The organism is Microbacterium sp. NPDC078814 (assembly GCF_040702645.1).
Classification (GTDB): Bacteria; Actinomycetota; Actinomycetes; order Actinomycetales; family Microbacteriaceae; genus Microbacterium.
Genome location: NZ_JBFBLT010000002.1, coordinates 184362 through 209653 on the forward strand (window position 1 = coordinate 184362; position 25292 = coordinate 209653).

The window sequence follows — 25292 nt, forward strand, 5'->3', positions numbered from 1 at the left end:
CGTCCGTGTATCTGCCGTCAGGCACCCTGAGCAACCGAAGGACTCGCACATGGTCACGTTCGTCGACACCGTCACTCTGCACCTGCGTGCAGGCAAGGGCGGCAACGGCTGCGTCTCCGTGCACCGGGAGAAGTTCAAGCCCCTGGGCGGTCCGGACGGCGGCAACGGCGGCGACGGCGGCGACATCGTGCTCGTCGCCGACACGCAGACCGGCACGCTGCTGTCGTACCACCACTCGCCGCACCGCTCGTCGGGCAACGGCGGACCGGGCATGGGCGACCACCGCTCCGGCTTCGACGGCGAGACCCTGGAGCTTCCCGTCCCGGTCGGCACCGTGGTCAAGAACCCGAACGGCGACGTCCTGATCGACATGATCGAGCCGGGCGAGCGCTTCGTCGTGGCCGCGGGCGGTCAGGGCGGACTGGGCAACGCGGCCCTGGCGACCCCCAAGCGCAAGGCTCCCGGGTTCGCTCTGCTCGGCACCCCGGGCTTCGAGGGCGATGTCGTCCTCGAGCTCAAGACCGTCGCCGACGTGGCCCTCGTGGGCTATCCGTCCGCGGGCAAGTCGAGCCTCATCGGCGCGATCTCGGCCGCACGGCCCAAGATCGCCGACTACCCCTTCACGACGCTGCACCCGAACCTCGGTGTGGTCCAGGTGGAGGACTTCCGCTACACCGTCGCCGATGTGCCCGGCCTCATCGAGGGCGCCAGCGAGGGCCGCGGGCTCGGACTCGAGTTCCTGCGGCACGTGGAGCGCTGCTCCGCCCTGCTGCACGTGCTCGACTGCGCGACGCTGGAGCCGAACCGCGACCCCATCTCCGACCTCGACGTCATCCTCGCCGAGCTGGCCGCGTACGAGGTGCCGGAGGGGCAGACGCCGCTGATGGAGCGCCCGCAGTTCGTGGCGCTGAACAAGGTCGACGTGCCGGAGGCCCGTGACCTCGCCGACCTCGTGCGTCCTGACCTGGAAGCCCGTGGTTTCCGGGTGTTCGAGATCTCCACGGTCTCGCACGAGGGCCTGCGCCCCCTCACGCTCGCCCTCGGCGAGCTGGTCGAGCAGCACCGCAAGGAGATCGCGGTCGAGGCGCCGCGCGAGCGCGTCGTCATCCGGCCGAAGGGCTCCGTGAAGCCGTTCACGATCCGCGTCGAGGGCGGCACTTACGGCAACATCTACCGCATCCTCGGCGAGAAGCCGGTGCGCTGGGTGCAGCAGACCGACTTCCAGAACGAGGAGGCCGTGGGCTACCTCGCCGACCGCCTGGAGAAGCTGGGCGTCGAGGACGAGCTCTTCCGCCTCGGCGCCGTGCAGGGTTCGACCGTCGTCATCGGCGAAGGCGACAGCATCGTCTTCGACTGGGAGCCGACGATGAGCTCCGCCGCCGAGCTCATGACCGCGCCACGCGGCACCGACCCGCGTCTGGCGCCGAACGCCCGCCGCACCACGTCCGAGCGGCGCGAGCAGTACTACGAGCGCATGGACGCCAAGGCGCAGGCGCGCGCCGAGCTGGAGGCCGAGCGCCTGGCCACCTACCGCGAGGACGAGGCGTGACCGCACGCACGCGCGCCGACCTCGCGACGGCGACGCGGATCGTCGTCAAGGTGGGCTCGTCGTCCATCAGCGGCGAGTCGTCCTGGCGCATCCCGGTGCTCGTCGAGGCGCTGGCCGCGGCGCACGCCCGCGGAGCAGAGGTCGTGCTCGTGTCGTCGGGAGCGATCGCGTCCGGCATCCCCTTCCTCCGCCTGGACGCGCGGCCCACCGACCTCGCCACGCAGCAGGCCGCGGCCGCGGTCGGCCAGAACATCCTCGTCTACCGGTATCAGGAGGCCCTGCGGCCCTTCGACATCGTCGCCGGTCAGGTGCTGCTCACCACCGGAGACCTCGAGAACCCGACGTCGCGGTCGAACGCGCGTCGCGCCATGGAGCGTCTGCTGGGGCTGCGCATCCTGCCGATCGTGAACGAGAACGACACCGTTGCGACACAGGAGATCCGCTTCGGCGACAACGACCGGCTCGGCGCTCTCGTCGCCCAGCTCATCGAGGCCGACGCGCTCATCCTCCTCAGCGACATCGAGTCGCTGTACACGCGCCCGCCGAGCGACCCCGGCGCGGCGCCCATCGACATCGTGGCCCCCGACGCCGATCTCTCCGGGCTGGAGTTCGGCGCCACCGTCGTCAACAGCGTCGGCACCGGGGGAGCGGCCACGAAGGTCTCCGCCGCCCGGCTGGCCGCGGCTTCCGGCATCGGCGTCCTCGTGACCAGCGCGGACCTCGTCGCCCAGGCGCTCGCGGGTGCCGACATCGGAACCTGGTTCGAGCCGGCCACCTCCTAGACTGGGCGGATGACCGACCTTACCCCTCAGACGCGCCTGGAGCGGGCCAAGGAGGCCTCGCGGGAGACCGCCGCCCTCACCAGCGACGACAAGGCGCGGGCGCTGGAAGCCGTCGCCGTCGCCCTCGAGGCGAACGCCGCCCGGATCATCGAGGCCAACGAGCGCGACGTGGCGCGCGGGCGTGAAAACGGCATCGGCGAGTCCCTCATCGATCGGCTCCGCCTCGACGAGAAGCGGGTGTCGGCTCTCGCAGCCGCCGTCCGGCAGGTGGCCGCGCTGCCCGATCCCGTCGGCCGGGTGGTGGGTGGCCATCGGATGCCCAACGGCGTGGCCCTCGAGCAGGTGCGCGTCCCGTTCGGGGTGGTCGGCGCGATCTACGAGGCGCGTCCCAACGTGACCGTCGACATCGCGGCTCTCGCGCTGCGATCCGGCAATGCCGTGGTCCTGCGCGGAGGCAGCGCCGCGCGCGATTCGAACACGGTGCTCGTCGACGTGATGCGCGCCGCCCTCGGGACGGCGCGCGTGACGCCGGAGGCGATCCAGACCGTCGACGACTTCGGGCGCGACGGGGCGAAGGCGCTCATGCACGGCCGCGGCTTCATCGACGTGCTCGTGCCGCGCGGCAGCGCCGGTCTCATCGAGACCGTCGTGACGGAGTCGACCGTGCCGGTCATCGAGACGGGTGCGGGGAACGTGCACATCCTGCTCGACGAGAGCGCCCCGGACGACTGGGCCTGCGACATCGTCGTGAACGCCAAGGTGCAGCGGCCGAGCGTGTGCAACGCGGTCGAGACGGTCCTCGTGCACCGGCAGGCCGCCCCGCGGCTGATCCCCCTCGTCGCGAGCGCGCTCATGAGCGAGGGCGTGGCGATCCACGGCGACGATGTCGTGGCGGGCCTCGTCGCCAACGTGATCCCGGCCACGGAGGAGGACTGGGCCACCGAGTACCTCAGCCTCGACGTCGCCATGAAGGTGGTCGACAGTCTCGACGACGCTCTCGACCACATCCGCCGCTACAGCACGGGTCACACGGAGTCGATCATCACCACCGACGCGCGCAACGCGGAACGCTTCCTGGCCGAGGTCGACTCCGCGGTCGTGATGGCCAACGCCTCGACCCGGTTCACCGACGGGGCCGAGTTCGGCTTCGGCGCCGAGGTCGGGATCTCGACGCAGAAGCTGCACACGCGCGGTCCGATGGGGCTCGCCGAACTGACCAGTACGAAATGGCTCGCGCGTGGGGCAGGTCAGACGCGCGGGTGAGGGCTAGACTGGGGGACGCTGTATCCCCACAGGACCCCCGAGACAGCACGCCACGAACGGAGTCAGGATGAACCTCGTCGCACAGATCGCGATGGCCGCCGCAGAGACCGAGCACCACGGCAACGTGGCCCTCGACACCCTGATCTTCGGAGTCATCGCCGCGATCGTGTTCGCCGCGCTCGGGATCGTGACCCTGTCGTACAAGAACGTCGCGAACCGTCACTCGGCGAAGGCCGAGGCCTGGGCGGCCAAGCACGGCAAGGACCACGAGGCGGGACACGGCCACTAGGCCCTCATGAGCACCGCGACCACGCGCGCACCGCGCATCGGCGTGATGGGCGGCACCTTCGATCCGATCCATCACGGCCACCTGGTCGCCGCCAGCGAGGTCGCGCACTCGTTCGATCTCGACGAGGTGGTGTTCGTCCCGACGGGTCGCCCGTGGCAGAAGGCGGACGTGACGCCCAGCGAGCACCGCTATCTGATGACCGTGATCGCCACGGCGTCCAATCCGCAGTTCACGGTGAGCAGGGTCGACATCGACCGCGCGGGACCGACGTACACGATCGACACCCTCCGCGATCTCAAGGCCCAGCGTCCGGACGCCGAGCTGTTCTTCATCAGTGGCGCCGATGCCGTGGCGCAAATTCTCAGTTGGAGAGACCATGATGAACTGTGGGAGTTGGCCCACTTCGTCGCGGTCTCCCGCCCAGGACACGTTCTGAGCATCGACGGCCTCCCGAGCGACGACGTCAGCCAGCTCGAGGTGCCGGCGCTGTCGATCTCGTCGACGGACTGTCGTGAGCGCGTCCGTGACGATCAACCGGTCTGGTACCTCGTCCCCGACGGGGTCGTCCAGTACATCGCGAAGCATCATCTGTATCGGAGCAAGGCATGAGCACATCGGATCAGCGAGGTCCGCTGACGCGGAAGCAGCTGCGGGAGATCCGGTTGACGGGATCCACCCCGATCATCACCGAGGAAGAGGCCAAGGCCGCCGCGGAGTCCGCTCCTCCCGCCCAGCCGCTGCCCCGCGCCGCGGAGCCCGTCGTCGTCCCCCCGGCGCCGGTCGCCGAAGGCCCCGTCGAGCCCGGTGCCGCTCCGCTGACCCGCCGCCAGGCGCGGGAGCAGGAGAAGATCAAGACCGCCTCGGTCCCGGTCCACGGCGCGGAGGATCAGGCCGCGCACGACGTCGCGGCGGATCAGCAGCCGGCGGCACCGACGGAGGAGGACGACGTCGTCGATGACGAGGTCGCCGCGGAGCCCGTCAGCGCCGCCGACGTCGCCGACACCGTCGGCACGGTGCCCCTCGTCGAGGACGAGGGTGCGCAGACGGAGTCGGCCCCGGAGGAGCTGTCGGAGGTCCTCGGCGTCCCGGCGGAGGACGAGGTCTCGGACGAGGATCTCCTCGAGGAGGAGGGCGACGACGACATCGAGCCGGGCGAGCGCCCGACCGTGAGCCCGACGTTCGGGGAGGGGGTGCTCCAGGAGGATGCACCCGCCGAGCCCGCACCGTTCCGTCCCTCGTTCGACGAGCTGCTCACCTCGAACGACTCCGGGGGCACCCAGCACTCGGCACCGAACGCCCTGATCTTCACGCCGTCGGCCGGTGAGGGTTCGCTGTCCGGGCCGGTGGCCTCCACGGGCGAGATCCTCGTCACGGGGTCCTACGAACTGCCCAAGGGGCTCGGTTCGCAAGGGCACGCTCACGGCACCACGGACGGCAAAGAGGTCGACGCCGTCCTCATCGACGGGGAGCTCCCGCCCGCGTCGTCCCCGACTCCGATCGCGGCGAGCTCCGCGGTCAGCACCATCAAGCCCGCCGGCGAGGTGATCCGTCCGCCGGCACCCGAGAAGGGCAACCGGCTGATGCTGATCGCCGCCATCGTCGCGGGCGCCCTCGCGCTGGGCCTGGGCACGGCCCTGGTCATCGCCTTCACAGGAAACGTCTTCTGATGCAATCACCCGAAACCGCCGAAGAGATGCTGCGCATCGCCGCCGACGCCGCCGTGGCCAAGGGCGGTGAGGATCTCGTCGCACTGAACGTCTCCGAGCCGCTTCCGCTCGTCGACATCTTCCTCCTCGTGACCGGCAACAGCGAGCGGAACGTCGCCGCGATCGCCGACGAGATCGAGGACCGTCTCGTCGAGTCCGGACACAAGCGCGTGCGCCGGGAGGGGCGTGCCGAGGCGCGCTGGGTGCTGCTGGACTTCGGCGACCTCATCGTCCACGTCTTCCACCAGGAGGAGCGGGTCTACTACGGCCTGGAGCGTCTGTGGAAGGACTGCCCGGTCATCCCGCTCGAAGTCGCCGAAGCGTCGGCTGACAACGCCTGACATGGCCACGCACCTGCTGACCGGTGCGGGGTCGGGCATCGGCGCGGTCCTCGCCCGACGGCTCGTGGAGCGCGGTGACGACGTCGTGGTGCTCGCGCGCGACGCGGGACGCGCGCGACAGATCGCCGAGGAGCTGCCGGGGGTCTCGACCCTGGTCGGCGACCTCGCCCAGCCGGGACGCCTCTCGTGGGCGCTCTCGAAGCAGAGTCTGCCGGATCGCATCGACTCCCTGGTGCACGCGGCCGGCGTCGTCGATCTCGGGACGGTGGGGGAACTCACCCCGGCGCTCTGGGACCAGCAGCTCGCCGTCAATCTCGTCGCCCCGGCGGAGCTCACCCGTCTCCTGCTGCCCGTGCTCCGGGTCTCGCGGGGGCACGTCGTGTTCGTGAATTCCGGCGCCGGGCTCCGGGCGAGCCCGGGGTGGTCGGCCTACGCGGCCTCGAAGCACGGCCTGCGGGCTCTCGCGGACGCGCTGCGGCAGGAGGAGGCCGAGCACGGTATCCGCGTGACCTCGGTGTATCCGGGGCGGACGGCGACGCCCATGCAGGAGCGGGTGCACCGGCAGGAAGGCCAGGAGTACGACGCGACGCGGTTCATCACGCCGGAGGCGGTGGCGACGACGATCCTCACCGCGCTCGACCTGCCGCGGGACGCCCACCTCACGGATCTCACGGTGCGTCCCCAGGGCTGAACGAGCCGATCACACCATTCTCCTGCACCTCCTCGTGAGGGTGTCAAGGCCCTTCCCTTCCCTGGCGGGGTATCGGAGGCTCGTCATCAGAGAGTCCTGGAGGGCCGACTGATGTCAGAAGTTCCTGATCCCCGTTTCGTGCTTCACCGCATCACGCCGTCGGAGTGGGTGATCAACGATCTGCGCTATCCCCCGAACGACCCGCGCCATGTCGTCGCCTGCGTGTACGAGCTCGCCGACACCGAGGTCGAGGTGACGTGGCTGCGCGATCTTCCGCTCGCGATCCGATACGGCACGGCGTTCGAGGTGCTGGAGGAGGTCGAGCGGATGCAGGGGGCGAGCCGGGCGACGCGTCCCATCGCGATCCCGCATCGACCGCCGCTGCTGGCCACCTGAGCCGGCTCCGCGTGAGAAAGGGCACCCCTCCGTGAGGAGGCGGTGCCCTTCCTGTGTCCGGATCAGTCGTCGTCGCCGGCGACGGCGGCGCGGTCGGCCTCCGCACTGTCGATCTGAGCGTCGTCCGCATCCTCGTCGAGCACTTCTTCGCCGTCCACCTCGCGCGTCGGGACGTCGTCGGCGTCCCCGTCGGCGATCGGCGGGAGAGGCGGGATCGGGGGAGTCGTGTTGGACATGTCGTCTCCTTTCGTCGGATGCCCTCTGTCTACGCCGGCATGCGCACCCTGGGGAGACCGTTGACGGGCCATGGCGGGGGCGGCTACGAAGCCCACTCCGGCTTCAGGAGGCGGGGGGCGTGCCACCGCCTCCCGGGCCGCCGCTCATGCCGGACGCGGCCTGCTGGGTGACGCTGTTCGCATAGTCGTTGGTCGGATCGCGGTAGATGGTGTGCACGTGCCCCCAGCCCGACGTGGTCACGCCGTCGACGTCGGCGCCCGCGGAGCCCTGCTGCGCCTGGAACGCGACGTACACCTTCGGGCCGGAGATCGAGAAGTCGATGCCGTTCCCGGTGCTCATGTCGTACGTCGTCGCCCCGGACCAGGCGATGACGGTGTCATCCAGCGTCTCCTCGATCTCGGCCAGCGTGGACGCCGTGGTCTCCTCGTCGCTCATCCCGGCCCAGTTCGCGATGAGCTGGAGCAGCAGGTCCCGCTGCTCGTCGGAGAGGTCGGCCCCGGACAGCCCGGCTCCGCTGGCGAAATCGCACGTGTCGCCCGGTGCGCACATGCTCACATCGCCGGAGGTCAGCGTGGCCTGCTGGTCGGCGGTGAGGCTGTCGAAGAACGCGAAGGCGTCCGTGTAGATCCCGTCGAACGGCTGCACCTCCTCGCCGTCCTCGTTCGTGTAGACGGCGGGCTGGACGCCGAGGTGCGTGGGCGCGAACGTGATCGCGTCGGTGCTGCCGTCCAGCGTGGCGTTGATACCGAGGTGATGCCCGCCGAACTGCACCTCGAAGGCGCTGTCGGTCGCCGTCGGATCGCCGAAGAAGGCGATGTAGTACTGCCCGAGGGAATCCTCGGTGCTGCTGCTGTTCTCGGCGAGGTACTCGTCGCCCCCCATGATCCCGGTGACGGTGGCGTAGGCCTCGTCGCTCAGTAGAGCCTCCAGCACGGCGAGCGCCGCCGTCTGCTGCTCTTCGGTCAGATCGGTGAGGTTCAGTCCTGCCCTCTGCACGAAGGTCACCGGAAAGTTCGACCACGACGTCGTCTTCGTCTCGTCATCGAAGTCGTACAGCACGGCCTCCCTCTGCTCGTCGGTCAGCGTTGCGAGGAAAGCCTCGGCGGCGGCGGACGTGTCGGCGATCGTCCCCGCGGTCGTTCCGGCATCCGTCGAGGCGGCGGCGGAAGCCGAGGCGGACGACGAGGCAGAGGTCGTCGGTTCGGCGGTCGTGGCTGCGGCGCAGCCGCTCAAGACGAGGCCGCCCGCGAGGACGAGGCCGGAGAGCCAGGCGAGGCGCTTCTGTGCGGGAGAGGATGTCGTGTTCATGCCTCCACGGTAGGAAGGGGACCGGTGGCAGCCCTATGATCTGTCGATGTCCTTCCTATGACGATGGAGCCGCGGCCACGCCACACCGTGTTTTTCCGGGCGATGTCCGGGACGCCGCCTCAGGCCCGCTCGCGAGATCAGGCGACCTCGCACATCGGAGCCTGTTGTCGCGCGAATGCCTGAGGTTGAGCGGGATCAGGGGAGATAGCGGTCCACGATCGTGCGGAGCTGTGCCTCGTCGGGTGCCGTGGTCACGCCGGTCACGCGCTGCAGCGTCGCGAACGGGGTCGACGCGGACCCGACGGGAGCCGGCTCGATCTGCGTCTTCCAGTCGGGAGCGATGCGGTCGAGGAGGAGGCCGAGCTGGGCACCCGTGAAGTAGGAGTAGTCGCGTTCCAGGACGGTCTGCTGATCCGGGTCGTCGATCAGAGCGTCGAGGCCGTCGGTGAAGGTGGTCTGTACGGGCGTGAGGCCTCGTGCCTTGTCGAAAGCCCGCTCGACGTAGGTCGCCGTCCCTTCGATGGCCTCCACCTCGATCTCCAACTCCAGAGTCGGCCACGTCGTGTGGCGCGCCATGCGCACCGTGGCGAGGTCGGATGCGAGGGTGGCCAGCGCCTGCGGGTCCGTCTCGGTCTCGACCTTGTCGAAGATCCGCGCCTCGACGCGGAGCAGCTCGTACTGCGCCTCCGTGTGCGGGTAGTCGGGGATGAGCCCACCGGCCACCCAGGGCCAGGCGTCGGGCGCTTCCGGATCGAGCCCCTGCTTCGTGACGTGGAAGTTCTCGTGCAGGGAGAAGCGCTGAAAGCCCTGCGACGTCGTGGTCTCGGTGTCGAGCATCGTCTGGTTGTACTTGAACGCGAGGACATCATCGCCGCCCACCTCGATCACACCGAAGTTGGACGGGGCGTACAGCAGCGCGTCCCCGACGGCGAACGTCCGGCTGATGCGGACGTCATCGAGGTGGGTGGCCCCGGGAACGTCGAGCTTCGTCATGCCGGAGGTGTCCGTGACACCGCTCATGTTGACGAGGATCGCGTGCGACCAGAAGGAGCTCTTCTCCCCGTCCGTGCGCAGCAGAACCAGCGGTTGGTCCTCATACCGGTAGGCGTCCGTCCAGATCTCCGCCGCATGTGCGGCTGCGACGTCGTACTGCTCCGACAGCTGCGTGAGCATCTCCTTGTCGGTGGCGTCGAGGCCCTCGTAGTCCGACGGGGTGGGAGCGAGGAGGCGCCAGGCGATCACCCCGCCGATCCCGAGCGCGAGGACGGCGAGAACACCGAGGATCACGGGAGCGAAGCGGCGACGGCGTCGCGCGACGGAAGCGTGCATATGTAACACGCTACCGTGACGACTGTTTCGTCTTCGTATGCTCCTCCGTCAGGCGATGGCGCGGCATCAGGCAGGGAGGGCGGTGAATGCCTGATGGAGCGCGGGCGCCTGATCTCGCGTGATGCAGCACGCCGCGGAAACACGAAAACCCCCGGCGAACCGAGGGTTTTTCGTGGACCTGAGGGGACTCGAACCCCTGACCCCCTGCATGCCATGCAGGTGCGCTACCAGCTGCGCCACAGGCCCAGACGCTGTTCCGGAGTGCTCCGGGCAACGTGAAAACACTACTACACGAATCCGCATCCGCACCAATCGGGACGGGCCGCCCGGGCGCGTCGGGGCGCGAGGAACATCCGGAGGAGCGACGGCGTTCGATCCATCGTGAGCACTCTCGACAGCATCGTGATCGGCGCCGGCCAGGCCGGGCTGTCCGCGTCGTTCCACCTGCGCCGCCGCGGGATCGAGCACGTCGTCCTGGATGCCGATGCTCGCGCCGGGGGAGCGTGGCAGCACCGGTGGGACGCTCTCACGATGCGCGACGTGCACGGGGTCGCCGAGCTCCCGGGCGACACCGCGCCGCCGCGGGACGAGCGGCGGGCCAACATCGCGGTACCGGAGTACTTCGCCGCGTACGAGGAGGCCCACGAGCTGCCGGTGCTGCGGCCGGTGCACGTCCGCCGGGTCCACGATGACGACGGCGTCCTGGTCGTCGAGGCCGACGAGGGGGAGTGGCGCACCCGCACCCTCGTCAACGCGACCGGCACCTGGACGCAGCCCTTCCTCCCGCACTATCCGGGGATGGAGACGTTCCTCGGGGAGCAGTTCCACACCGTCGACTACCCGGGTCCGGAGCACTTCCTCGGCAAGCGGGTGCTGGTCGTCGGCGGCGGTGCATCCGCCGTGCAGTTCCTCGGCGCCCTCGCTCCCCTCACCGAGACCCTGTGGGTCACCCGACGCCCGCCCGTCTGGCGCGATGACGACTTCACACCGGAGGCCGGTGCCGCCGCCGTCGCGCTCGTCGAGAAGCGGGTGGCGGCCGGGCTGCCCCCGGAGAGCGTGGTCAGTGTCACGGGTCTCATGCTGCGCCCCCAGGAACGGGAAGCGGAGCGCCTCGGCGCGTACGCCGACCGTCGACCGCTCTTTCAGCGCATCGAGCCCGACGGCGTGCGCTGGGCCGACGGATCGTTCGAGCGGGTGGACGTGATCCTGTGGGCGACGGGGTTCCGGCCGGCCATCGGCCACCTCGCCCCGCTCCACCTGCGCAGTGCCGCGGGTGGGATCCAGCTCGACCGCGGCGGCCGCGGTACGACGGCGGTGGCCGACCCCCGGGTGCAGCTCGTCGGGTACGGCCCCTCCGCGAGCACCATCGGCGCGAACAGAGCGGGGCGAGCCGCTGCGGCCGGTGTCGTCCGGGCGCTCGCGAAGACGGGAGCCGCGGTCTCGTCCTGACTGGTTCGTCGTCCGGCGCGTCCTGTGGATACGCTGGGAGGCATGCTGCGCATCGTCCTGACCGTCGTCTGGCTGCTGCTCTCCGCGTGGCTCGTGGTGTGGGTGGGGGAAGGCCTGTTCGGTGTGAACCAGCGCGAGTCGATCCTCCCGTTCGCGAGCGGTGACGGTCTCGGCGGCCCCATCGTGATCGGTGTGGCGTGGGGTCTGCTGCTCACCTTCGGCGGATCGATGTCGGGTCTGGCGCGGCGCAAGAAGGTTCGCGGGCCGGCGCAGATCGGTGTCGGCACCGTCGTCGAGATGTCGCGCACCGGCGTGACCGTGAACGACGTGCCCCAGTACGACCTGTTCATCCGGGTCAGCCCCAGCGTCGGCGACGATTTCATCGGACAGCTGCGCATGCTGCTCGACGCCGGTGACGTCGGAGCGCTGCAGGTGGGGCAGCCCGTCCCGGTCCGCTACAACGTCGACGACCCCGACACGGTCGAGCTCGCCGACCTCAGCGACCCGAGCGTCCGAGAGGCGATGCTCCAGTGGCGCATCGACCGGGGCCTCATCGACCCGTCCCAGGTCCGCGCGCGTACGACGGGGACCCAGGTGCCCGCGTCCGTCGTCGAGGTGCGTCCGACCGGACGGCGCCGTGAGGGGCAGAGCGAACTCGCGCTGAAGGTGCTCGTGGCCCCCGAGGGGGCAGAGCCGTGGGAGGCCGACACCACCGTGTTCGTCTACCCGCAGGCCGTGTCGCGCCTGCAGGTCGGGGCACCGATCTGGGCGTTCTACCGGCGGGAGGACCCGCACACGGTCGCCGTCACGATCGAGAAGGAGGCGGCACGATGAACCCCCTCGACACGCTGATGTGGCTGGTGAACTTCCCCGCCGCGCACGGCTATGCGATGGTCTTCATCGCGGCGTTCTCGATCCTCGGGCTGTTCGCGGTCTCCGCGCGAGGCACGACCGGAGGCGGCTCGCTGCGGGCTGTCCGTGAGCGGGAAGGCCTTGTTCCGGCGGGCACGCGATCCAGGGGCAGCGTCGGTGGCTCCGTGGTCCGCGTGTTCTTCCGCGTCCTGGCCTTCGTGATGCTCGGTTCCCTCATCATCGGGATCCTGAGCCTGACCGGTGTCCCGGTGACCCGCGCGTACATCTTCGAGAACGGTCGTCCCACCACGGGTACGGTCGACGGGGACTGGGTGACGTTCACGGCGGCCGACGGCACCGAGTACACGCTGGAGAGCGACTTCTTCACCCCCGCCGTGTACCCGGACCGTGACGCGTGGATCCCGACCGGGACGCCTGTCGTCGTGCGGTACCTCCCCTCGCATCCGCAGGCCTTCGTCATCGACAGTTCGCAGACCCCGGGCTGACGTCAGTCGGGGCGCGTAGGGTGAAGACATGTCGCGCATCCTCGTCTTCGGCGGCCACGGCCGCATCGCCCTGCTGCTCGCCCCGCTCCTCGTCGCCCGCGGTCACGAGGTCACGGGGGTGATCCGGAACCCCGATCACGTGACGGAGGTGGAGGACGGCGGCGCGATCGCGCTCGTCGCCGACATCGAGACCATGGACGTCGACGCCCTCACCGAGATCATCCGCGGACACGATGCCGTGGTGTGGTCGGCGGGTGCCGGAGGCGGGAGCCCGGAGCGTACGTACGCGGTCGACCGCGACGCGGCGGAGCGGACCATGGACGCGGCGGAGCGCGCGGGCGTGCGACGCTACGTCATGGTGTCGTGGATCGGCTCCACGGCCGATCACGGCGTCCCGGAGGACGACTCCTTCTTCCCGTACGCCGACGCGAAGTGGGCCGCAGACGAGCACCTGCGCGCTTCCGACCTCGACGGGACGATCCTCGGCCCCGGCACGCTGACCTTCGATGACCCGACCGGTCGCATCCGCATCGATCCGGAGGGGCGCGGCGAGGTCTCCCGCGCCGACGTCGCGGCGGTCATCGTCGCGACCCTGGAGGACCCGGGCACGATCGGGCGCACGATCCGCTTCGGCAACGGCGACGAGGAGACCTCGGTGCCGATCGCCGAGGCGCTCGCGCGCTGAGGGCGATGAAGCGGAGTCGGTCCCTCGGGCGCCGGGCACGGCGAGGTGCCGGCGCCGCGCTCGTCCTGATCGTCGTCGTGGGAGGTGCCTGCGCGTCGGCGGCTGCCCAGTCCAGCACGGAGCCCGCTGAGGCGGTATCGGTGCAGGCCGCAGGGCCCGGCGAGCTCCGACAGCAGGCCGCCGCTCTCGTCGCGGACATGAGTACCGCGGAGCAGGCATCGTCCATCGTGATGGGACACATCGGCGGGACCGATCCGGCGGCGCTGCGTGCCTATATGCAGTCGGGGCTCGGCGGATTCATCCTCATGGGCGGGAACATCCCGGCCACGGAGGAAGAGCTCCGCGCGCTGACGGCCGCGCTGACCGTCGACCCCGCCCTCCCGCCGCTGATCGCCGTGGACCAGGAGGGCGGCATCGTCTCGCGCCTGCCCTGGGACACCTTCCCGGCGTCGACGACCCTGAAGAGCCGTCCGGTCGCCGAGACCTCGGCAGCCTTCGCGGCCCGCGGCGCGCTCGTCGCCCGCGCGGGGATCACCGTCGACTTCGGCACGGTCGCCGACGTCCCTTCCGACCCCGGCTCGTTCATCTTCGGGCGGGCACTCGGCACCGATCCAAAGAATGCCGCCGAGCGCACCGCGGCGGCGACCACGGCCCAGGAGCACTTCGTCGCGTCCACGCTCAAGCACTTCCCCGGGCACGGAGCGGCGCCCGGCGACTCCCATCACGCGATCCCGAGCACCGGCATGACGAAGGCCGCCTGGCGCGAAACGGACGCCGTCCCGTTCGCCGCCGGTATCGACGCCGGTGCCTCGGTGCTCATGTACGGCCATCTCGCGTACACCGCCGTGGACTCCCGTCCGGCGTCGCTCTCCGCGGAGTGGCATCGCATCGCGCGGGAGGAGCTCGGCTTCGACGGCGTGGCCGTGACGGACGACCTCGGCATGCTGCTGTCCTCGGGGGACCCGGCGTACGCCGACCCGGTCGCGAACGGCGTCGCCGCAGTCGCGGCCGGCAACGACCTCGTGCTCATGATCGCGGGGTCCACCGCGCAGACCGCGACCGACATGGCCGCGGGGATCGCCGCGGCGGTCGACGCCGGGACGCTGCCCGCCGACCGTCTGGAGGACGCGGCGACCCGGGTGCTCACCCTGCGCCTGCAGCTCGCCGCAGCGTCGTCGTCGTGGGCCGTCTGCGGGGACTGCGCCGCCGGCTGACGCTCAGGCGGCGGCGCGCTCATCCGGGCCGAGCCAGGCGGTGAGGAGGGAAGCGCGGAGGGCGGCGCCACGGTCCGCGAAACCACGCTGGCGCCGGACGTACTCGGCCTTGCCCTCCGGCGTCTCGATGCGTACCGGTTCGACGTCCCACGCCGACAGGTCGTACGGGGCGGCCTGCATGTCGAGCAGCCGGATGTCGCGCGCCAGCTCGAACGCGTCCAGCAGCAGCTCTCCGGGAACGAGCGGGCCGAGCTTCATCGCCCACTTGTACAGGTCCATGCCGGCGTGCAGGCAGCCGGGCTGTTCGAGGAGGGGCTGATCCTCTCTCGTCAACGCCGCCCGGTTGCGAGGCACCGCCTCCGGAGTGAAGAACCGGAAGGCGTCGAAGTGCGTGCAGCGGAGATCGTGCGCCTCCACCACGGCATCCGTGCCCGCCTGCCCCAGCCGGAGGGGGACGGCATGCCGATGCTCTGCGGCGCGGTAGACCATCGCCCATTCGTGCAGACCGAAGCAGCCGAACTGCCCGGGCCGGGAACCGGTACGGCGCAGCATCAGCGAGACGAGGCGAGCGAGCTCGGGCTTCTCGGCGGCGAAGCGCTCGGCATCCGGCGTCACGCCGTCCGGTGTCGTCCCGGGGGCGTACCAGCGCCAGGCCGCTCGTTCGGACGCGTCCGCCAGCTCCACACCCGCTCCGGGATGCCAGCGGCGGAGCTGCGCGGGCTTGTAGCCGTAGTAGGTGAAGAGGAAGTCCCACACCGGGTGCTTCTCGCCGCGCGCCACACGGTCTCGGTGCGAGGCGGTCAGCGCGTCGGCCCGCTCCCGATGCGCGTCCTCGCGCCGAAGCCAGTCGTCACGGGTGAGGATCATGTCAGTGCAGGATGCCGGCGTCGCCGAGCTGGTCGCGCAGGCCCGCGCCGTCCTCGGCGCTCACCCACGGCACCTCGTCCGCGTCATGGGATTCCATCTCGGCACGGCCGCCGGCGAGCACCGCCTCGGCAGGCAGCAGCCGCCGGATCGCGACACCCGCGACCGAATCCGGGTGCTCCTCCTGGAACTGCGTGTAGATCGCCTCGTCATGCTGGCCGTCGTCGCCGATCAGGAGCCACTTGATGTCGGGGAACTCGGTGGCCAGTCGCCGGAGGTTCGTGAGCTTGTGGTCGCGCCCGCTGCGGAACCAGCGATCGTGCGTGGGGCCCCAGTCGGTCAGCAGCAGCGAGCCTGCGGGGAAGAGGTGACGACCGAGGAACCGCGACAGCGTGGGGGCGACGTTCCAGGCGCCGGTGGAAAGGTAGACCATCGGAGCCCCCGGGTGCTGCCGGAGCAGCTGGTCGAGCAGCACGGCCATCCCCGGGACCGGGATGCGGGCGTGCTCGTCGACGACGAACGAGTTCCAGAAGGCGATGAAGGGCCGGGGGAGCGCCGTGACCATGACCGTGTCGTCGACGTCGGAGACGACGCCGAACCGGGTGCTCTCCGCGACGACGAAGGCCCGCGCCTCGATCGGCTCCTGTCCCTCGACGGTGATCGTGAAGGTCTGCCAGCCGGGTTCGAGGTCGGCGCGGATGACGGTGTCGATGACGCCGCCGCGGTCGGCGACCACCCGATGCGTGCTGTCGCCGACATGCACGTCGACCGAGGCGAAACCCACGGGGATGCCGACGAAGCTGCGCCAGCCGCGGATGCTCGCCGGTTCCCCGTCGCGGCCTCGGCGCTGCGGCGGGACGATCAGCACGCGACCGAGCACACGGACCCACCCGGGGCCGCCGTAGCCCGGGAAGGGCAGCACGGTGGCGCTCCGGCCGCGGCGGCGCGCTCGTCCCTCGCGCCACACGTGCAGGCGGTGCTCGAGACGGGCGAACCAGTGGATCCTGGGCGCCGGGGGTGCGGGGGCCATTGCCTCAGTCTTTCACGTCGGCGTCGGACTCCGCCGCCGGGGCCTCCAGATGACGAGCTTCGAGACGGTGCAGCAGCCGCTTGCCCAGGTAGGCGAGCACGAGGAACAGGGCGATGACTCCGACGAAGAGGTAGCCCGCGAAGTGCACGCGGTCGACGAGCTCGCGGAAGCTCCCGGCCGCCAGCGAGGTCACGCTCACGTACGCCGAGGCCCAGATGATGCAGGCCGGGGTCGTCCAGGCCAGGAAGCGCCGGTAGGGGTACTCGCTCATCCCCACCGTGAGGGGGACGAGGGAATGGAGGACGGGGAGGAAGCGGGAGAGGAAGATGGCGATGCCGCCGCGTCGGGCCAGGTAGTTCTCCGCGCGGACCCAGTTGTGCTCGCCGATGCGCCGTCCGAGCCAGGAGGCACGGATGTAGGGGCCCAGCCAGCGGCCGAGCCAGAAGCCGATGCTCTCGCCGATGAGGGCGCCGACGACGACCGCCACGCCCATCGCGATGCCCTCGAGGGGAGTGGCGACGCCCATCGAGGCGATGATGACGATCGTGTCGCCGGGGACGATGAGGCCGATGAGGATGCTCGTCTCCAGCATGACGGCGAGACCTGCGACCAAGGTGCGCGTGACCGGATCGATCGACTGCACGGTGTCGAGGAGCCAGAGCAGGAGGTCGTCCACCCCATGAGGATACGGGAGCAGCCCGGTCCTAGGCTGGAAAGGTGCCCGACCGCCTGACCCCCCGAGCCCTGCCGTCCTGGGTGGCGCCGGAGCGACTTTTCGGGGTGCTCGCGCAGCGGCCGGCGGACGTGTTCTGGCTCGATGCGGGCGCTGACGCCGTCGAGGGATGGAGCTTCCTCGGCACCGGGATGGCGGAGCCGCTTCCGGAGGACGTGCGCCTGGATGCCGGGTCCGTCGAGGCCGGGATGCCGCCGTTCCGCGGGGGATGGGTGGGCTGGCGTGATTACGAGAGCGGAGCCGCGCGCGCGGGAGCTCCGGTCGCCACCGAGCCGGAGCCGGAAGCCCGGACGTGGCTGCGCGTGACCAGGGCCGTGGCGGTCGATCACGCCGCGCACCGCCTGTGGCTGCTGGCCCCGGAGGAGGAGACCAGTGAGGGGGAGCGCTGGCTGCAGTCCCTTCTGAGCGACGCCGGCCCCGAGGCGCCGACGCCGCGGGCAGTGGAGGACCGACACGTCGCCGAGGCCCGCCATACTCCCGCCGCGTACGAGCAGCTCATCGACCGCTGCCGCGACCTCATCCACGCCGGGATCGCCTACCAGCTCTGCCTCACGACGCGGTTCACCGTGCCCGGGGCCCACGACCCCGTCGCGGTGTACGGGCGGCTCCGGGCGGCGACGCCGGCGCACCACGGGGGATTCCTGCGGATCGGGGGACGTGCGCTCCTCAGTGCCAGCCCTGAGCAGTTCCTCCACGCCGGCGGGGGCGTCATCCGCACCCGTCCCATCAAGGGCACGCGTCCTCGGGGCGCCGATGCCGCGACCGATGCCGCGCTCGCCGCAGAGCTCGCCGCGGATCCGAAGGAGCGGGCCGAGAACGTCATGATCGTCGACCTCATGCGCAACGACCTCTCCCGGGTGTGCGTCCCGGGGTCGATCCGGGTCGACGGTCTCTGGGAGGTCGAGAGCTATCCGGCCGTGCATCAGCTCGTCAGCACGGTCAGCGGCACGGCCGCGGAGGGGATCACGGTCGGGGCGCTGCTGGAGGCGGCGTTCCCCGCCGGGAGCATGACCGGAGCACCGAAGCTGTCGGCGATGACACAGCTGCGCGACCTCGAGGGCGCCCCTCGCGACATCTACGCCGGCTGCTTCGGCTACATCGGCGTCGACGGTGCTCTTGATCTCGCGATGGTCATCCGCAGCATCGTCGTGGACGAGGAGGCGGCGTTCGTCGGCGCCGGTGGCGGGATCACGTGGGGATCGGTGCCCGCGGCCGAGGTGCGTGAGGTCGCCACGAAGGCCCGAGCCCCGCTCGCGGCGCTGGGCGCGGAAATGCCCGCCACCTGGCGTTCCGATATCCTGAACTGATCCCGTTTTTCCCTTCAGATTGGTCGTGCGTTCGTTGTCCGAGAACATGTCCACCGCTCCCGTCGACGAGGAGTTCTCCTCGCCGCACGCCATCCAGGCCAAGTGGCAGAAGTACTGGGCGGAGTACGAGACGTTCCTCACGGGCGGAGACGACGACACCCGGCCGCGGCGCTATGTGCTGGCCATGTTCCCGTACCCCTCCGGCGACCTGCACATGGGGCACGCGGAGAACTACCTCTACTCCGACATCGTCGCCCGCTTCTGGCGGCACCGGGGCCACAACGTCCTGAACCCGATCGGGTGGGACTCCTTCGGCCTGCCCGCGGAGAACGCCGCGATCCGCCAGGGTGCCGACCCGCGCGAGTGGACGTACCAGAACATCGCGCAGCAGAAGGTGGGCTTCCAGCAGTACGGCGTCTCGTTCGACTGGAGCCGGGTGCTGCACACGTCCGACCCCGAGTACTACCGCTGGAACCAGTGGCTGTTCCTGAAGATGTACGAGCGGGGCCTGGCGTACCGGAAGAAGAGCCCGGTCAACTGGTGCCCGAACGACCAGACCGTGCTGGCCAACGAGCAGGTCGTGGACGGGCGCTGCGAGCGCTGCGGCTACGAGGTCGTCAAGAAGAAGCTCACCCAGTGGTACTTCCGCATCACCGACTACGCGGACCGCCTGCTCGACGACCTGAACCAGCTCGAGGGGTTCTGGCCGCACAAGGTGCTGCAGATGCAGCGCAACTGGATCGGCCGCTCCGTCGGCGCCGACGTCGACTTCCGCATCGAGGGGCGCGAGGAGCCGGTGACGGTGTTCTCGACGCGCCCCGACACCCTGCACGGTGCGACGTTCTTCGTCGTGGCGCCCGACGGCGACCTGGCCGCCGAAATCGCGGCGGACGCCGAGCCCGAGGTGCGCGAGCGCTTCCAGGCCTACCTGGCCGAGGTGCAGAAGACCACCGACATCGATCGGCAGTCCACCGACCGTCCCAAGACGGGCGTCTTCCTGGGCCGCTACGCGATCAACCCGGTCAACGGCGAGAAGCTGCCGATCTGGGCGGCCGACTACGTGCTGGCCGACTACGGGCACGGCGCCGTCATGGCGGTCCCGGCACACGACCAGCGCGACCTCGACTTCGCACGCGCGTTCGACCTGCCGGTCAAGGTCGTCGTCGACACCACCGCTCCGGTCACCGGTGCCATGCCGGTCATCGAGGTGGACGAGGACGGCGTCCCGATCGATGCGGACGCCGCGCTCGACGAGCAGAACCCGGCGAAGACCGGCGTCGCCCTCACCGGCGAGGGACGCATGATCAACTCCGGTCCGCTGAACGGACTGTCGAAGCGCAACGCGATCGCACGCGCCATCGAGCAGCTGGAGGCCACGGGGACGGGCCGGGCGGCGAAGAACTACCGCCTGCGCGACTGGCTGATCTCGCGGCAGCGGTTCTGGGGCACGCCGATCCCGATGCTCCACACCGAGGACGGCCGCATCGTCCCGGTGCCGGAGGACCGGCTGCCGGTCAAGCTGCCGAGCGTCGAGGGCCTCGACCTCAAGCCGAAGGGGACGTCCCCGCTGGGCGGCGCCGAGAGCTGGGTGCGCACGACGGATCCGGAGACCGGCGACCCGGTGCTGCGCGATCCGGACACGATGGACACCTTCGTCGACAGCTCCTGGTACTTCCTCCGGTTCCTGTCGCCGAACAGCGACACGGTGGCGTTCGACCCCGCCCAGGCGGCGCGCTGGGCCCCGGTGGACTCGTACATCGGCGGTGTCGAGCACGCGATCCTGCACCTGCTGTACGCACGCTTCATCACGAAGGTGCTCTTCGACATGGGGCTGATCGACTTCACCGAGCCGTTCTCCAACCTGATCAACCAGGGCATGGTGCTGCTCGACGGCCAGAAGATGTCGAAGAGCAAGGGCAACCTGGTGCTGTTCCAGGAGGAGCTCGACGCCCACGGTGCCGACGCGCTCCGCGTCGGTCTGGCCTTCGCCGGTCCGGTCGAGGACGACAAGGACTGGGCGGACGTGTCGACCACCGGTGCGCAGAAGTTCCTCGCGCGCGCCCTGCGGATCGCGCACGAGGTCGCCAGCCCCGTCGACGTCGTCTTCGACGGGGGCGACGCGGCCCTGCGCCGTGCGACGCACAAGCTGCTCGCCGAGGCGCCCGCGCTGGTCGAGCAGACGAAGTTCAACGTGCTCGTCGCCCGTCTGATGGAGCTGGTCAACGTGACCCGCAAGACGATCGACGGCGCTGCCGGTGCTGCCGACCCCGCCGTCCGTGAGGCGGCGGAGACCATCGCCGTCATGCTCGACCTCATCGCCCCGCACACCGCGGAGGAGATGTGGGAGATCCTGGGACACGAGCCGTCCGTCGGACTCGTGTCGTGGCGCTCCGCCGATCCGGCGCTGCTCGTCGAGGACACCGTCACCGCGGTCGTGCAGATCGGCGGCAAGGTGCGCGCGCAGCTCGAGGTGCCGGCACGCATCGGCGAGGCCGAGCTCGAGGCGCTGGCGCGCGCCGATGAGCGCGTCATCCGGTCGATCGGCGACCGCGAGATCGTCAAGGTCGTCGTGCGGGCCCCGAAGATCGTCAGCATCGTCGTCAAGGGCTGAGTCCTCGGCGTACTCCGCTGTTCCGCCAACCCGGACGCGAAGGGATGATGCCGGACCAGGCTGCGATCGGGAACGGCCGTCCTCCACGACGAGTCCCTTCTGAGCGTCTCTCCACGGTCGCTGTGTCCGGAGCCCGGAGGCGGTGGGCGCGGAGCTTAGGGTGACCGGATGACCTCGGCCCCACCTCCACCTCCTCCGCCCCGTCGGAGGCTCCGCCTCGGGCTCGGCGCGGCGGTCGTGCTGGCGATCGTCGCGATCTCGGCGGCCGTCGGTCTTGGGCTGGTGCAGGGCCAACCGTCATCCGTCGAGGCCGTTCCGCTCGCGGAGCGCTCGGCGTCGGTCGAGTCCGCGCCCGCGGAGATCTACGTGCACGTGCTCGGCGCGGTCGAGCGCCCGGGGCTGTACGTCCTGCGCGCCGACTCCCGGGTCGTCGACGCTCTCGCGGCCGCCGGCGGGTCGACGGACGCCGCCGAACTCGCGGGGGTCAATCTCGCCCGCCGGGTCGAGGACGGTGAGCAGATCCTGGTTCCGGTCGTGGGTTCTGTCGCCGACCCGTCGGCGCCGCCATCCGGAGACGGGACCGTCGATCTGAACACGGCGGATCAGGCGGCTCTGGAAGAGCTCCCGGGAATCGGACCGGCGCTGGCCGAGCGCATCGTCGCGTGGCGCGAGGACAACGGTCGGTTCCGCACGGTGGACGATCTCCTTGCGGTGCCGGGGATCGGGGAGAAGGTCTTGGAGGGGCTGCGCGACGGGGTGCGCGTGTGAGAGTCGCCTACCCCTGGGGATCGCAGGTCAGCGTGGCATCCGTGATCACCTGGGTCGCCAGCTCCCGCTCGGACTCGAGCGGATCGCGTCCGTCGACCAGGAGCTGGACGCTCTCATCGGACAACTCGGAGTCGTAGACGTACTGCCCGACGCACGGATAGAAGTCCGGCATGTCGTCATAGGTGGTCAGGCCGTTCGACCGGTTGATCTCCTCCGCGGACGCGCCGATCTCCGCAGGCGTCGGACGGCTCTCACTGGCGCCGCTCGGCGGGTCCGATGGCTGGGCGCTGGCCGGGGGCGCGCTTTCGGCGGGCAACGGGTCGTTCGGCGCCGACGAGGCCAGCACCAGCGACACGATGAGCACGATGACCCCGATCACGGCGCCGACGACCGACACGACCATGCCGACGACCGACGGCCACTTCGCGGCGTTCTTCGTGAACAACCCGATCAGCGACACGACGAACCCGGCGAACAGGATCACCGCGCCGACCACGAACAACACGGGGATGAAGGCGAGAACGGCGCCGAGGACGGCCAGGCCCAGCCCGATGAACCCGAGGACCGGCGTCGGCCGAGAAGCAGCGTCAGAGACCTGTTGCGACGGGGCGGCCGACCCGTAGGTCGGCGCCTCGGGATGAGGCGGCGAGGGATTCGTCGGAGCCGAAGGGGGAGCGTAGGCGTCGGTCCACCGTGCTCCGTCCCACCACCGCTGGCGCCCGGAACCATCGTCGTACCACCCAGCCGGGACATTCATGCGCTCTCCTCCTCGTCGCGGCAGCGTCCGCCGCGCGCGAGTACCCAGGCTACTCAATCGCCTCCGACGAGGTCGTCACCGCGTCCGACGCCGGCGGTCTCCTCATCGGAGAAGTGCTCCTCCACACACTGACCTCCAGGGTCGTTGTCCTCTGCTCGTGCGGCGGCGGTCGCGGCGGGCGGAGCGGGCACCGGCGCGACTCTAGGGTGATCCGATGCATGAGAGGCAGCGTTCGTCCCTGGGGCCCGAGGAGGGATCGGCGTGACGCGCGATCTGCGCCTGCTGCCGGTGGCGGTCGGTGCCTGGGGTGTGGCCCTGGTCTGCGTGTTCGTGCCGGGAGCGGCGGCGTGGGTGGCGGGTGGATGCCTGGCGGCCGCGGGGATCATCGTCGCCGCTCTGGCGATCCGGCGCCGCGCAGTCGCGACGATCGGGGGACTGGTCATCGTGGTTCTCGCGACGGCGGCGGCCGTGGCGTTCACCGTGTTCGCACAGTCCGCGGGCCGTGACGCCGTGCACGCGTGGGGAGGCAGAGCCGTCGAAGCGGTCGGTGAAGTCTCGTCGTCGGCGTCCGTGGGACGCGATGGGCGTCTCTGGATGGACGTGCAGCTGAGCGGCATCGGTGCGCCCGGGGCCGTGGAGCCGGCGGCCGGTCCGGTGCGCATCGGCATCGAGGAATCGGAGGGGTTCGTCCTCGGCGCGCAGGTGCGCGTGACCGGAGAGAGTGCGGAAACGAATGCGGGGGAGCGGGCGGCCCTCGTCGTCTTCGTCACCGCCGGAACGGTGGAACGGTCCGCACCGGGCGTCTTCGGGTTCGCTGCCGACCTCCGCCGGTCGTTCGTCGAGCGCGCGACGCGGCTCCCGGAACCCGGCGCCGGGCTCCTTCCGGGGTTGGCGGTGGGCGATACGACCGCTGTGCCCGCCGCAGTCGACGCCGACATGCGTACGAGCGGCCTCAGCCACCTCACCGCCGTGTCCGGGGCGAACTGCGCGATCGTGGTCGCCGCGGTGTTCGCGATCGCGGCGCTGAGCGGCGGGACGCGAGCGCTGCGGGTCGTGCTCGCGGCCCTCGCGCTGGCGGCCTTCGTCGTGCTCGTGACGCCGGAGCCGAGCGTCATCCGGGCCGCCACGATGGCCGCGGCAGGCATGCTGTCGATCCTCGTCGGGCGGCCGAGCGCAGGCGCCGGGATCCTGGCCCTGTGCGTGGGCGCGCTCCTCGTCGCCGATCCCTGGCTCGCATCGACGCCGGGGTTCGCGCTGTCCGCCGTGGCCTCCGGGGCCCTCATCCTGCTCGCCCCGGCGCTGGCGAACGGCATTGCTCGCTGGCTGCCCGGTCCGCTGGCCCTCGCGATCGCCGTGCCTCTGGCGGCGCAGCTCGCGTGCGCGCCCGTCATCGCGGTGTTCGCGGAGCAGCAGTCGCTCGTCTCGGTCGTCGCGAACCTCCTCGCCGAGCCGGCCGCGCCGGTCGCCACGGTGATCGGGCTCGTCGCCTGTCTCGCTGCGCCTCTCCCACCCGTCGCGGATCTGCTCGCCGCGTGCGCCTGGCTGCCGTCTGCGTGGATCGCGACCGTCGCGCATGTCACTTCCGGGCTCCCCGGCGCTCAGGTGCTCCTCCCCGCGGGGCTCGGCAGCGCTGCCCTGGTCGCGCTGGTGAGCGTCGCGATCGCCATCGTGTGCTGCCGCGGAAGGCCGCGCCTACGGGACGTCACGCGCCCGGACGTCGTGACGGTGTGGTCTCGTCGGCCGGGGCCCTCGATGTCCGGCGGCGTCCCCACCATCGTCCGATGCGTGGCGGCCGGCGTTCTCATCGTCGTGGCGTCCATTGGCGCCTCCCGCGTGCTGGTCGACGGTCCGCTCGCCCCGCTGGTGACGCCGCACGGGTGGGCGATCGCCGCGTGCGACGTGGGCCAGGGCGACGCGATCCTGGTGCGTTCGCAGGACGCGATCGCCCTCATCGACACCGGTCCGGACCCCGGGGCGCTCGACGCCTGCCTCCGCTCGCTGAGCATCGACCGCATCGACCTGCTCGTGCTCACGCACTTCGACGCGGACCACGTTGGGGGTGCGGCCGTGCTCGAAGGGCGAGTGGACACCGTGTTGCACGGACCACCCGCCGACGATGCCGATGCGCGCGTGCTCGATGGCCTGGCGCGGGCGGGCGCGGCCCTCCGCGCGGTCGGCGCCGGAGACCGGGGCACTCTCGGCGGAGCATCGTGGCGGGTGCTCTGGCCGCGGAAGGACAGCGTCGCCTTCCCGCCGGGCAACGATGCGAGCGTCGTCACCGAGTTCGCCGGGGGAGGAGTGCCGCGCGCCCTGTTGCTGGGCGACCTCTCCGCGGCCCCGCAACGCGCGCTGCTCCGCGATACGCCGCTGACACGATACGACGTGGTCAAGGTCGCCCACCACGGGAGCGCTGATCAGGAGCCCGCTCTGTACGAGGCTCTGCAGCCGAGCGTGGCGCTCATCACGGTCGGCGCGGGCAACGACTACGGACACCCGCGTCGGGAGACCCTGGAGCTGCTGTCGGCTCTCGGCGCGCACGTCTACCGCACCGACCGCGACGGTCGCACCCTGCTCGGCATCGAGGACCATGCCCTCCGCGTCTGGACCGATGTCGCGCCGCCCTGA

General features: G+C 70.8%; 26 protein-coding genes and 1 tRNA gene. 18 read left to right on the top strand and 9 right to left on the bottom strand.

The features are described from left to right. Window positions 1-49 precede the first annotated feature (49 nt). The 9 genes from obgE to AB0300_RS04150 all read left to right on the top strand — a co-directional run bounded on the left by obgE (window position 50) and on the right by AB0300_RS04150 (window position 7017). A complete protein-coding gene (gene obgE / locus AB0300_RS04110) occupies window positions 50-1549 on the top strand; it encodes a GTPase ObgE (protein WP_366215515.1) in 1500 nt (499 codons plus the stop codon). Continuing rightward, window positions 1546-2331: a glutamate 5-kinase gene (proB, locus tag AB0300_RS04115; protein ID WP_366215516.1), complete on the top strand. Its 786-nt coding sequence runs from the start codon at window positions 1546-1548 to the stop codon at window positions 2329-2331. Before obgE ends, proB begins: the two co-directional genes overlap by 4 nt. A gap of 9 nt (window positions 2332-2340) precedes the next feature. Further along, window positions 2341-3594, top strand: a complete 1254-nt coding sequence (locus AB0300_RS04120) for a glutamate-5-semialdehyde dehydrogenase (protein WP_366215517.1) — start codon at window positions 2341-2343, stop codon at window positions 3592-3594. Window positions 3595-3661: 67 nt separating this feature from the next. Then, window positions 3662-3883 (top strand): hypothetical protein, encoded by a 222-nt coding sequence (locus AB0300_RS04125; protein ID WP_025104968.1) that lies wholly within the window; start codon window positions 3662-3664, stop codon window positions 3881-3883. A gap of 6 nt (window positions 3884-3889) precedes the next feature. After that, window positions 3890-4492 (top strand): nicotinate-nucleotide adenylyltransferase, encoded by a 603-nt coding sequence (gene nadD, locus AB0300_RS04130; protein WP_029989831.1) that lies wholly within the window; start codon window positions 3890-3892, stop codon window positions 4490-4492. After that, window positions 4489-5550, top strand: a complete 1062-nt coding sequence (locus AB0300_RS04135) for a hypothetical protein (RefSeq protein WP_366215518.1) — start codon at window positions 4489-4491, stop codon at window positions 5548-5550. The genes nadD and AB0300_RS04135 overlap by 4 nt, the downstream gene beginning before the upstream one ends. Continuing rightward, window positions 5550-5930, top strand: coding sequence for a ribosome silencing factor (gene rsfS / locus AB0300_RS04140; protein WP_025104965.1), 381 nt, complete (start codon window positions 5550-5552; stop codon window positions 5928-5930). Before AB0300_RS04135 ends, rsfS begins: the two co-directional genes overlap by 1 nt. 1 nt (window position 5931) lies before the next feature. Continuing rightward, window positions 5932-6621 (top strand): SDR family oxidoreductase, encoded by a 690-nt coding sequence (locus tag AB0300_RS04145; protein ID WP_025104964.1) that lies wholly within the window; start codon window positions 5932-5934, stop codon window positions 6619-6621. A gap of 138 nt (window positions 6622-6759) precedes the next feature. Continuing rightward, on the top strand, window positions 6760-7017 hold the full coding sequence (locus tag AB0300_RS04150) for a hypothetical protein (protein WP_164498151.1): 258 nt from the start codon (window positions 6760-6762) through the stop codon (window positions 7015-7017). A 62-nt stretch (window positions 7018-7079) separates the two neighbouring features. Here AB0300_RS04150 and AB0300_RS04155 read toward each other — a convergent pair whose 3' ends face one another. From AB0300_RS04155 to AB0300_RS04170, 4 genes are all read right to left on the bottom strand, one after another. Next, on the bottom strand, window positions 7080-7253 hold the full coding sequence (locus tag AB0300_RS04155) for a hypothetical protein (RefSeq protein ID WP_164498152.1): 174 nt from the start codon (window positions 7251-7253) through the stop codon (window positions 7080-7082). A gap of 103 nt (window positions 7254-7356) precedes the next feature. Continuing rightward, window positions 7357-8562 (bottom strand): DUF3500 domain-containing protein, encoded by a 1206-nt coding sequence (locus AB0300_RS04160; protein ID WP_366215519.1) that lies wholly within the window; start codon window positions 8560-8562, stop codon window positions 7357-7359. A gap of 195 nt (window positions 8563-8757) precedes the next feature. Beyond that, complete coding sequence (locus AB0300_RS04165) at window positions 8758-9891, bottom strand: hypothetical protein (protein WP_366215520.1); 1134 nt, start codon at window positions 9889-9891, stop codon at window positions 8758-8760. A 173-nt stretch (window positions 9892-10064) separates the two neighbouring features. Continuing rightward, a tRNA-Ala gene (locus tag AB0300_RS04170) sits at window positions 10065-10137 on the bottom strand. Between the two features lie 135 nt (window positions 10138-10272). Between AB0300_RS04170 and AB0300_RS04175 the strand changes: the two genes are divergently transcribed. The 5 genes from AB0300_RS04175 to AB0300_RS04195 all read left to right on the top strand — a co-directional run bounded on the left by AB0300_RS04175 (window position 10273) and on the right by AB0300_RS04195 (window position 14597). Beyond that, window positions 10273-11340, top strand: a complete 1068-nt coding sequence (locus AB0300_RS04175; RefSeq protein ID WP_062766675.1) for an NAD(P)/FAD-dependent oxidoreductase — start codon at window positions 10273-10275, stop codon at window positions 11338-11340. Between the two features lie 42 nt (window positions 11341-11382). Then, window positions 11383-12174: a hypothetical protein gene (locus AB0300_RS04180; RefSeq protein ID WP_062766672.1), complete on the top strand. Its 792-nt coding sequence runs from the start codon at window positions 11383-11385 to the stop codon at window positions 12172-12174. Continuing rightward, the gene (locus AB0300_RS04185) at window positions 12171-12698 is read left to right on the top strand and encodes a hypothetical protein (RefSeq protein ID WP_025104958.1); all 528 of its coding nucleotides are present in this window, start codon (window positions 12171-12173) and stop codon (window positions 12696-12698) included. The genes AB0300_RS04180 and AB0300_RS04185 overlap by 4 nt, the downstream gene beginning before the upstream one ends. Window positions 12699-12726: 28 nt before the next feature. Continuing rightward, complete coding sequence (locus AB0300_RS04190) at window positions 12727-13383, top strand: SDR family oxidoreductase (protein ID WP_025104957.1); 657 nt, start codon at window positions 12727-12729, stop codon at window positions 13381-13383. A gap of 140 nt (window positions 13384-13523) precedes the next feature. Continuing rightward, window positions 13524-14597: a glycoside hydrolase family 3 N-terminal domain-containing protein gene (locus AB0300_RS04195; RefSeq protein WP_238695574.1), complete on the top strand. Its 1074-nt coding sequence runs from the start codon at window positions 13524-13526 to the stop codon at window positions 14595-14597. Between the two features lie 3 nt (window positions 14598-14600). On the opposite strand, the gene AB0300_RS04200 is transcribed toward AB0300_RS04195, so the two are convergent. Genes AB0300_RS04200 through AB0300_RS04210 form a run of 3 tightly spaced genes read right to left on the bottom strand, consistent with a single transcriptional unit; the run spans window position 14601 to window position 17167 of the window. Then, entirely contained in the window at window positions 14601-15464 is an 864-nt protein-coding gene (locus AB0300_RS04200; RefSeq protein WP_366215521.1) for a 3-methyladenine DNA glycosylase, read from the bottom strand. Between the two features lies 1 nt (window position 15465). Beyond that, on the bottom strand, window positions 15466-16491 hold the full coding sequence (locus AB0300_RS04205; RefSeq protein ID WP_338566237.1) for a phosphatase domain-containing protein: 1026 nt from the start codon (window positions 16489-16491) through the stop codon (window positions 15466-15468). Between the two features lie 4 nt (window positions 16492-16495). After that, window positions 16496-17167, bottom strand: coding sequence for a DedA family protein (locus AB0300_RS04210; RefSeq protein ID WP_025104953.1), 672 nt, complete (start codon window positions 17165-17167; stop codon window positions 16496-16498). A 41-nt stretch (window positions 17168-17208) separates the two neighbouring features. On the opposite strand from AB0300_RS04210, the gene AB0300_RS04215 reads away from it, so the two are divergent. The 3 genes from AB0300_RS04215 to AB0300_RS04225 all read left to right on the top strand — a co-directional run bounded on the left by AB0300_RS04215 (window position 17209) and on the right by AB0300_RS04225 (window position 21910). After that, window positions 17209-18531, top strand: coding sequence for an anthranilate synthase component I family protein (locus AB0300_RS04215; RefSeq protein ID WP_174235358.1), 1323 nt, complete (start codon window positions 17209-17211; stop codon window positions 18529-18531). A gap of 46 nt (window positions 18532-18577) precedes the next feature. After that, window positions 18578-21142 (top strand): leucine--tRNA ligase, encoded by a 2565-nt coding sequence (gene leuS, locus AB0300_RS04220; protein ID WP_366215522.1) that lies wholly within the window; start codon window positions 18578-18580, stop codon window positions 21140-21142. Between the two features lie 168 nt (window positions 21143-21310). Further along, window positions 21311-21910: a helix-hairpin-helix domain-containing protein gene (locus AB0300_RS04225; protein ID WP_085607757.1), complete on the top strand. Its 600-nt coding sequence runs from the start codon at window positions 21311-21313 to the stop codon at window positions 21908-21910. Window positions 21911-21917: 7 nt separating this feature from the next. Here the strand turns inward: AB0300_RS04225 and AB0300_RS04230 are convergent, their stop codons facing one another. After that, window positions 21918-22667 (bottom strand): DUF2510 domain-containing protein, encoded by a 750-nt coding sequence (locus AB0300_RS04230; protein ID WP_366215523.1) that lies wholly within the window; start codon window positions 22665-22667, stop codon window positions 21918-21920. Window positions 22668-22720: 53 nt separating this feature from the next. Further along, a complete protein-coding gene (locus tag AB0300_RS04235; RefSeq protein ID WP_157544465.1) occupies window positions 22721-22858 on the bottom strand; it encodes a hypothetical protein in 138 nt (45 codons plus the stop codon). Between the two features lie 70 nt (window positions 22859-22928). On the opposite strand from AB0300_RS04235, the gene AB0300_RS04240 reads away from it, so the two are divergent. Continuing rightward, a complete protein-coding gene (locus AB0300_RS04240) occupies window positions 22929-25292 on the top strand; it encodes a ComEC/Rec2 family competence protein (protein WP_366215524.1) in 2364 nt (787 codons plus the stop codon).

Excerpts from the sequence above, each read along its gene's own strand:
- obgE (WP_366215515.1), top strand. The coding sequence starts at position 50 with ATGGTCACGTTCGTCGACACCGTCACTCTGCACCTGCGTGCAGGCAAG.
- AB0300_RS04120 (WP_366215517.1), top strand. The coding sequence starts at position 2,341 with ATGACCGACCTTACCCCTCAGACGCGCCTGGAGCGGGCCAAGGAGGCC.
- AB0300_RS04125 (WP_025104968.1), top strand. The coding sequence starts at position 3,662 with ATGAACCTCGTCGCACAGATCGCGATGGCCGCCGCAGAGACCGAGCAC.
- nadD (WP_029989831.1), top strand. The coding sequence starts at position 3,890 with ATGAGCACCGCGACCACGCGCGCACCGCGCATCGGCGTGATGGGCGGC.
- AB0300_RS04135 (WP_366215518.1), top strand. The coding sequence starts at position 4,489 with ATGAGCACATCGGATCAGCGAGGTCCGCTGACGCGGAAGCAGCTGCGG.
- rsfS (WP_025104965.1), top strand. The coding sequence starts at position 5,550 with ATGCAATCACCCGAAACCGCCGAAGAGATGCTGCGCATCGCCGCCGAC.
- AB0300_RS04145 (WP_025104964.1), top strand. The coding sequence starts at position 5,932 with ATGGCCACGCACCTGCTGACCGGTGCGGGGTCGGGCATCGGCGCGGTC.
- AB0300_RS04155 (WP_164498152.1), bottom strand. The coding sequence starts at position 7,253 with ATGTCCAACACGACTCCCCCGATCCCGCCTCTCCCGCCGATCGCCGAC.
- AB0300_RS04160 (WP_366215519.1), bottom strand. The coding sequence starts at position 8,562 with ATGAACACGACATCCTCTCCCGCACAGAAGCGCCTCGCCTGGCTCTCC.
- AB0300_RS04165 (WP_366215520.1), bottom strand. The coding sequence starts at position 9,891 with ATGCACGCTTCCGTCGCGCGACGCCGTCGCCGCTTCGCTCCCGTGATC.
- AB0300_RS04180 (WP_062766672.1), top strand. The coding sequence starts at position 11,383 with ATGCTGCGCATCGTCCTGACCGTCGTCTGGCTGCTGCTCTCCGCGTGG.
- AB0300_RS04185 (WP_025104958.1), top strand. The coding sequence starts at position 12,171 with ATGAACCCCCTCGACACGCTGATGTGGCTGGTGAACTTCCCCGCCGCG.
- AB0300_RS04190 (WP_025104957.1), top strand. The coding sequence starts at position 12,727 with ATGTCGCGCATCCTCGTCTTCGGCGGCCACGGCCGCATCGCCCTGCTG.
- AB0300_RS04200 (WP_366215521.1), bottom strand. The coding sequence starts at position 15,464 with ATGATCCTCACCCGTGACGACTGGCTTCGGCGCGAGGACGCGCATCGG.
- AB0300_RS04205 (WP_338566237.1), bottom strand. The coding sequence starts at position 16,491 with ATGGCCCCCGCACCCCCGGCGCCCAGGATCCACTGGTTCGCCCGTCTC.
- leuS (WP_366215522.1), top strand. The coding sequence starts at position 18,578 with ATGTCCACCGCTCCCGTCGACGAGGAGTTCTCCTCGCCGCACGCCATC.
- AB0300_RS04225 (WP_085607757.1), top strand. The coding sequence starts at position 21,311 with ATGACCTCGGCCCCACCTCCACCTCCTCCGCCCCGTCGGAGGCTCCGC.
- AB0300_RS04230 (WP_366215523.1), bottom strand. The coding sequence starts at position 22,667 with ATGAATGTCCCGGCTGGGTGGTACGACGATGGTTCCGGGCGCCAGCGG.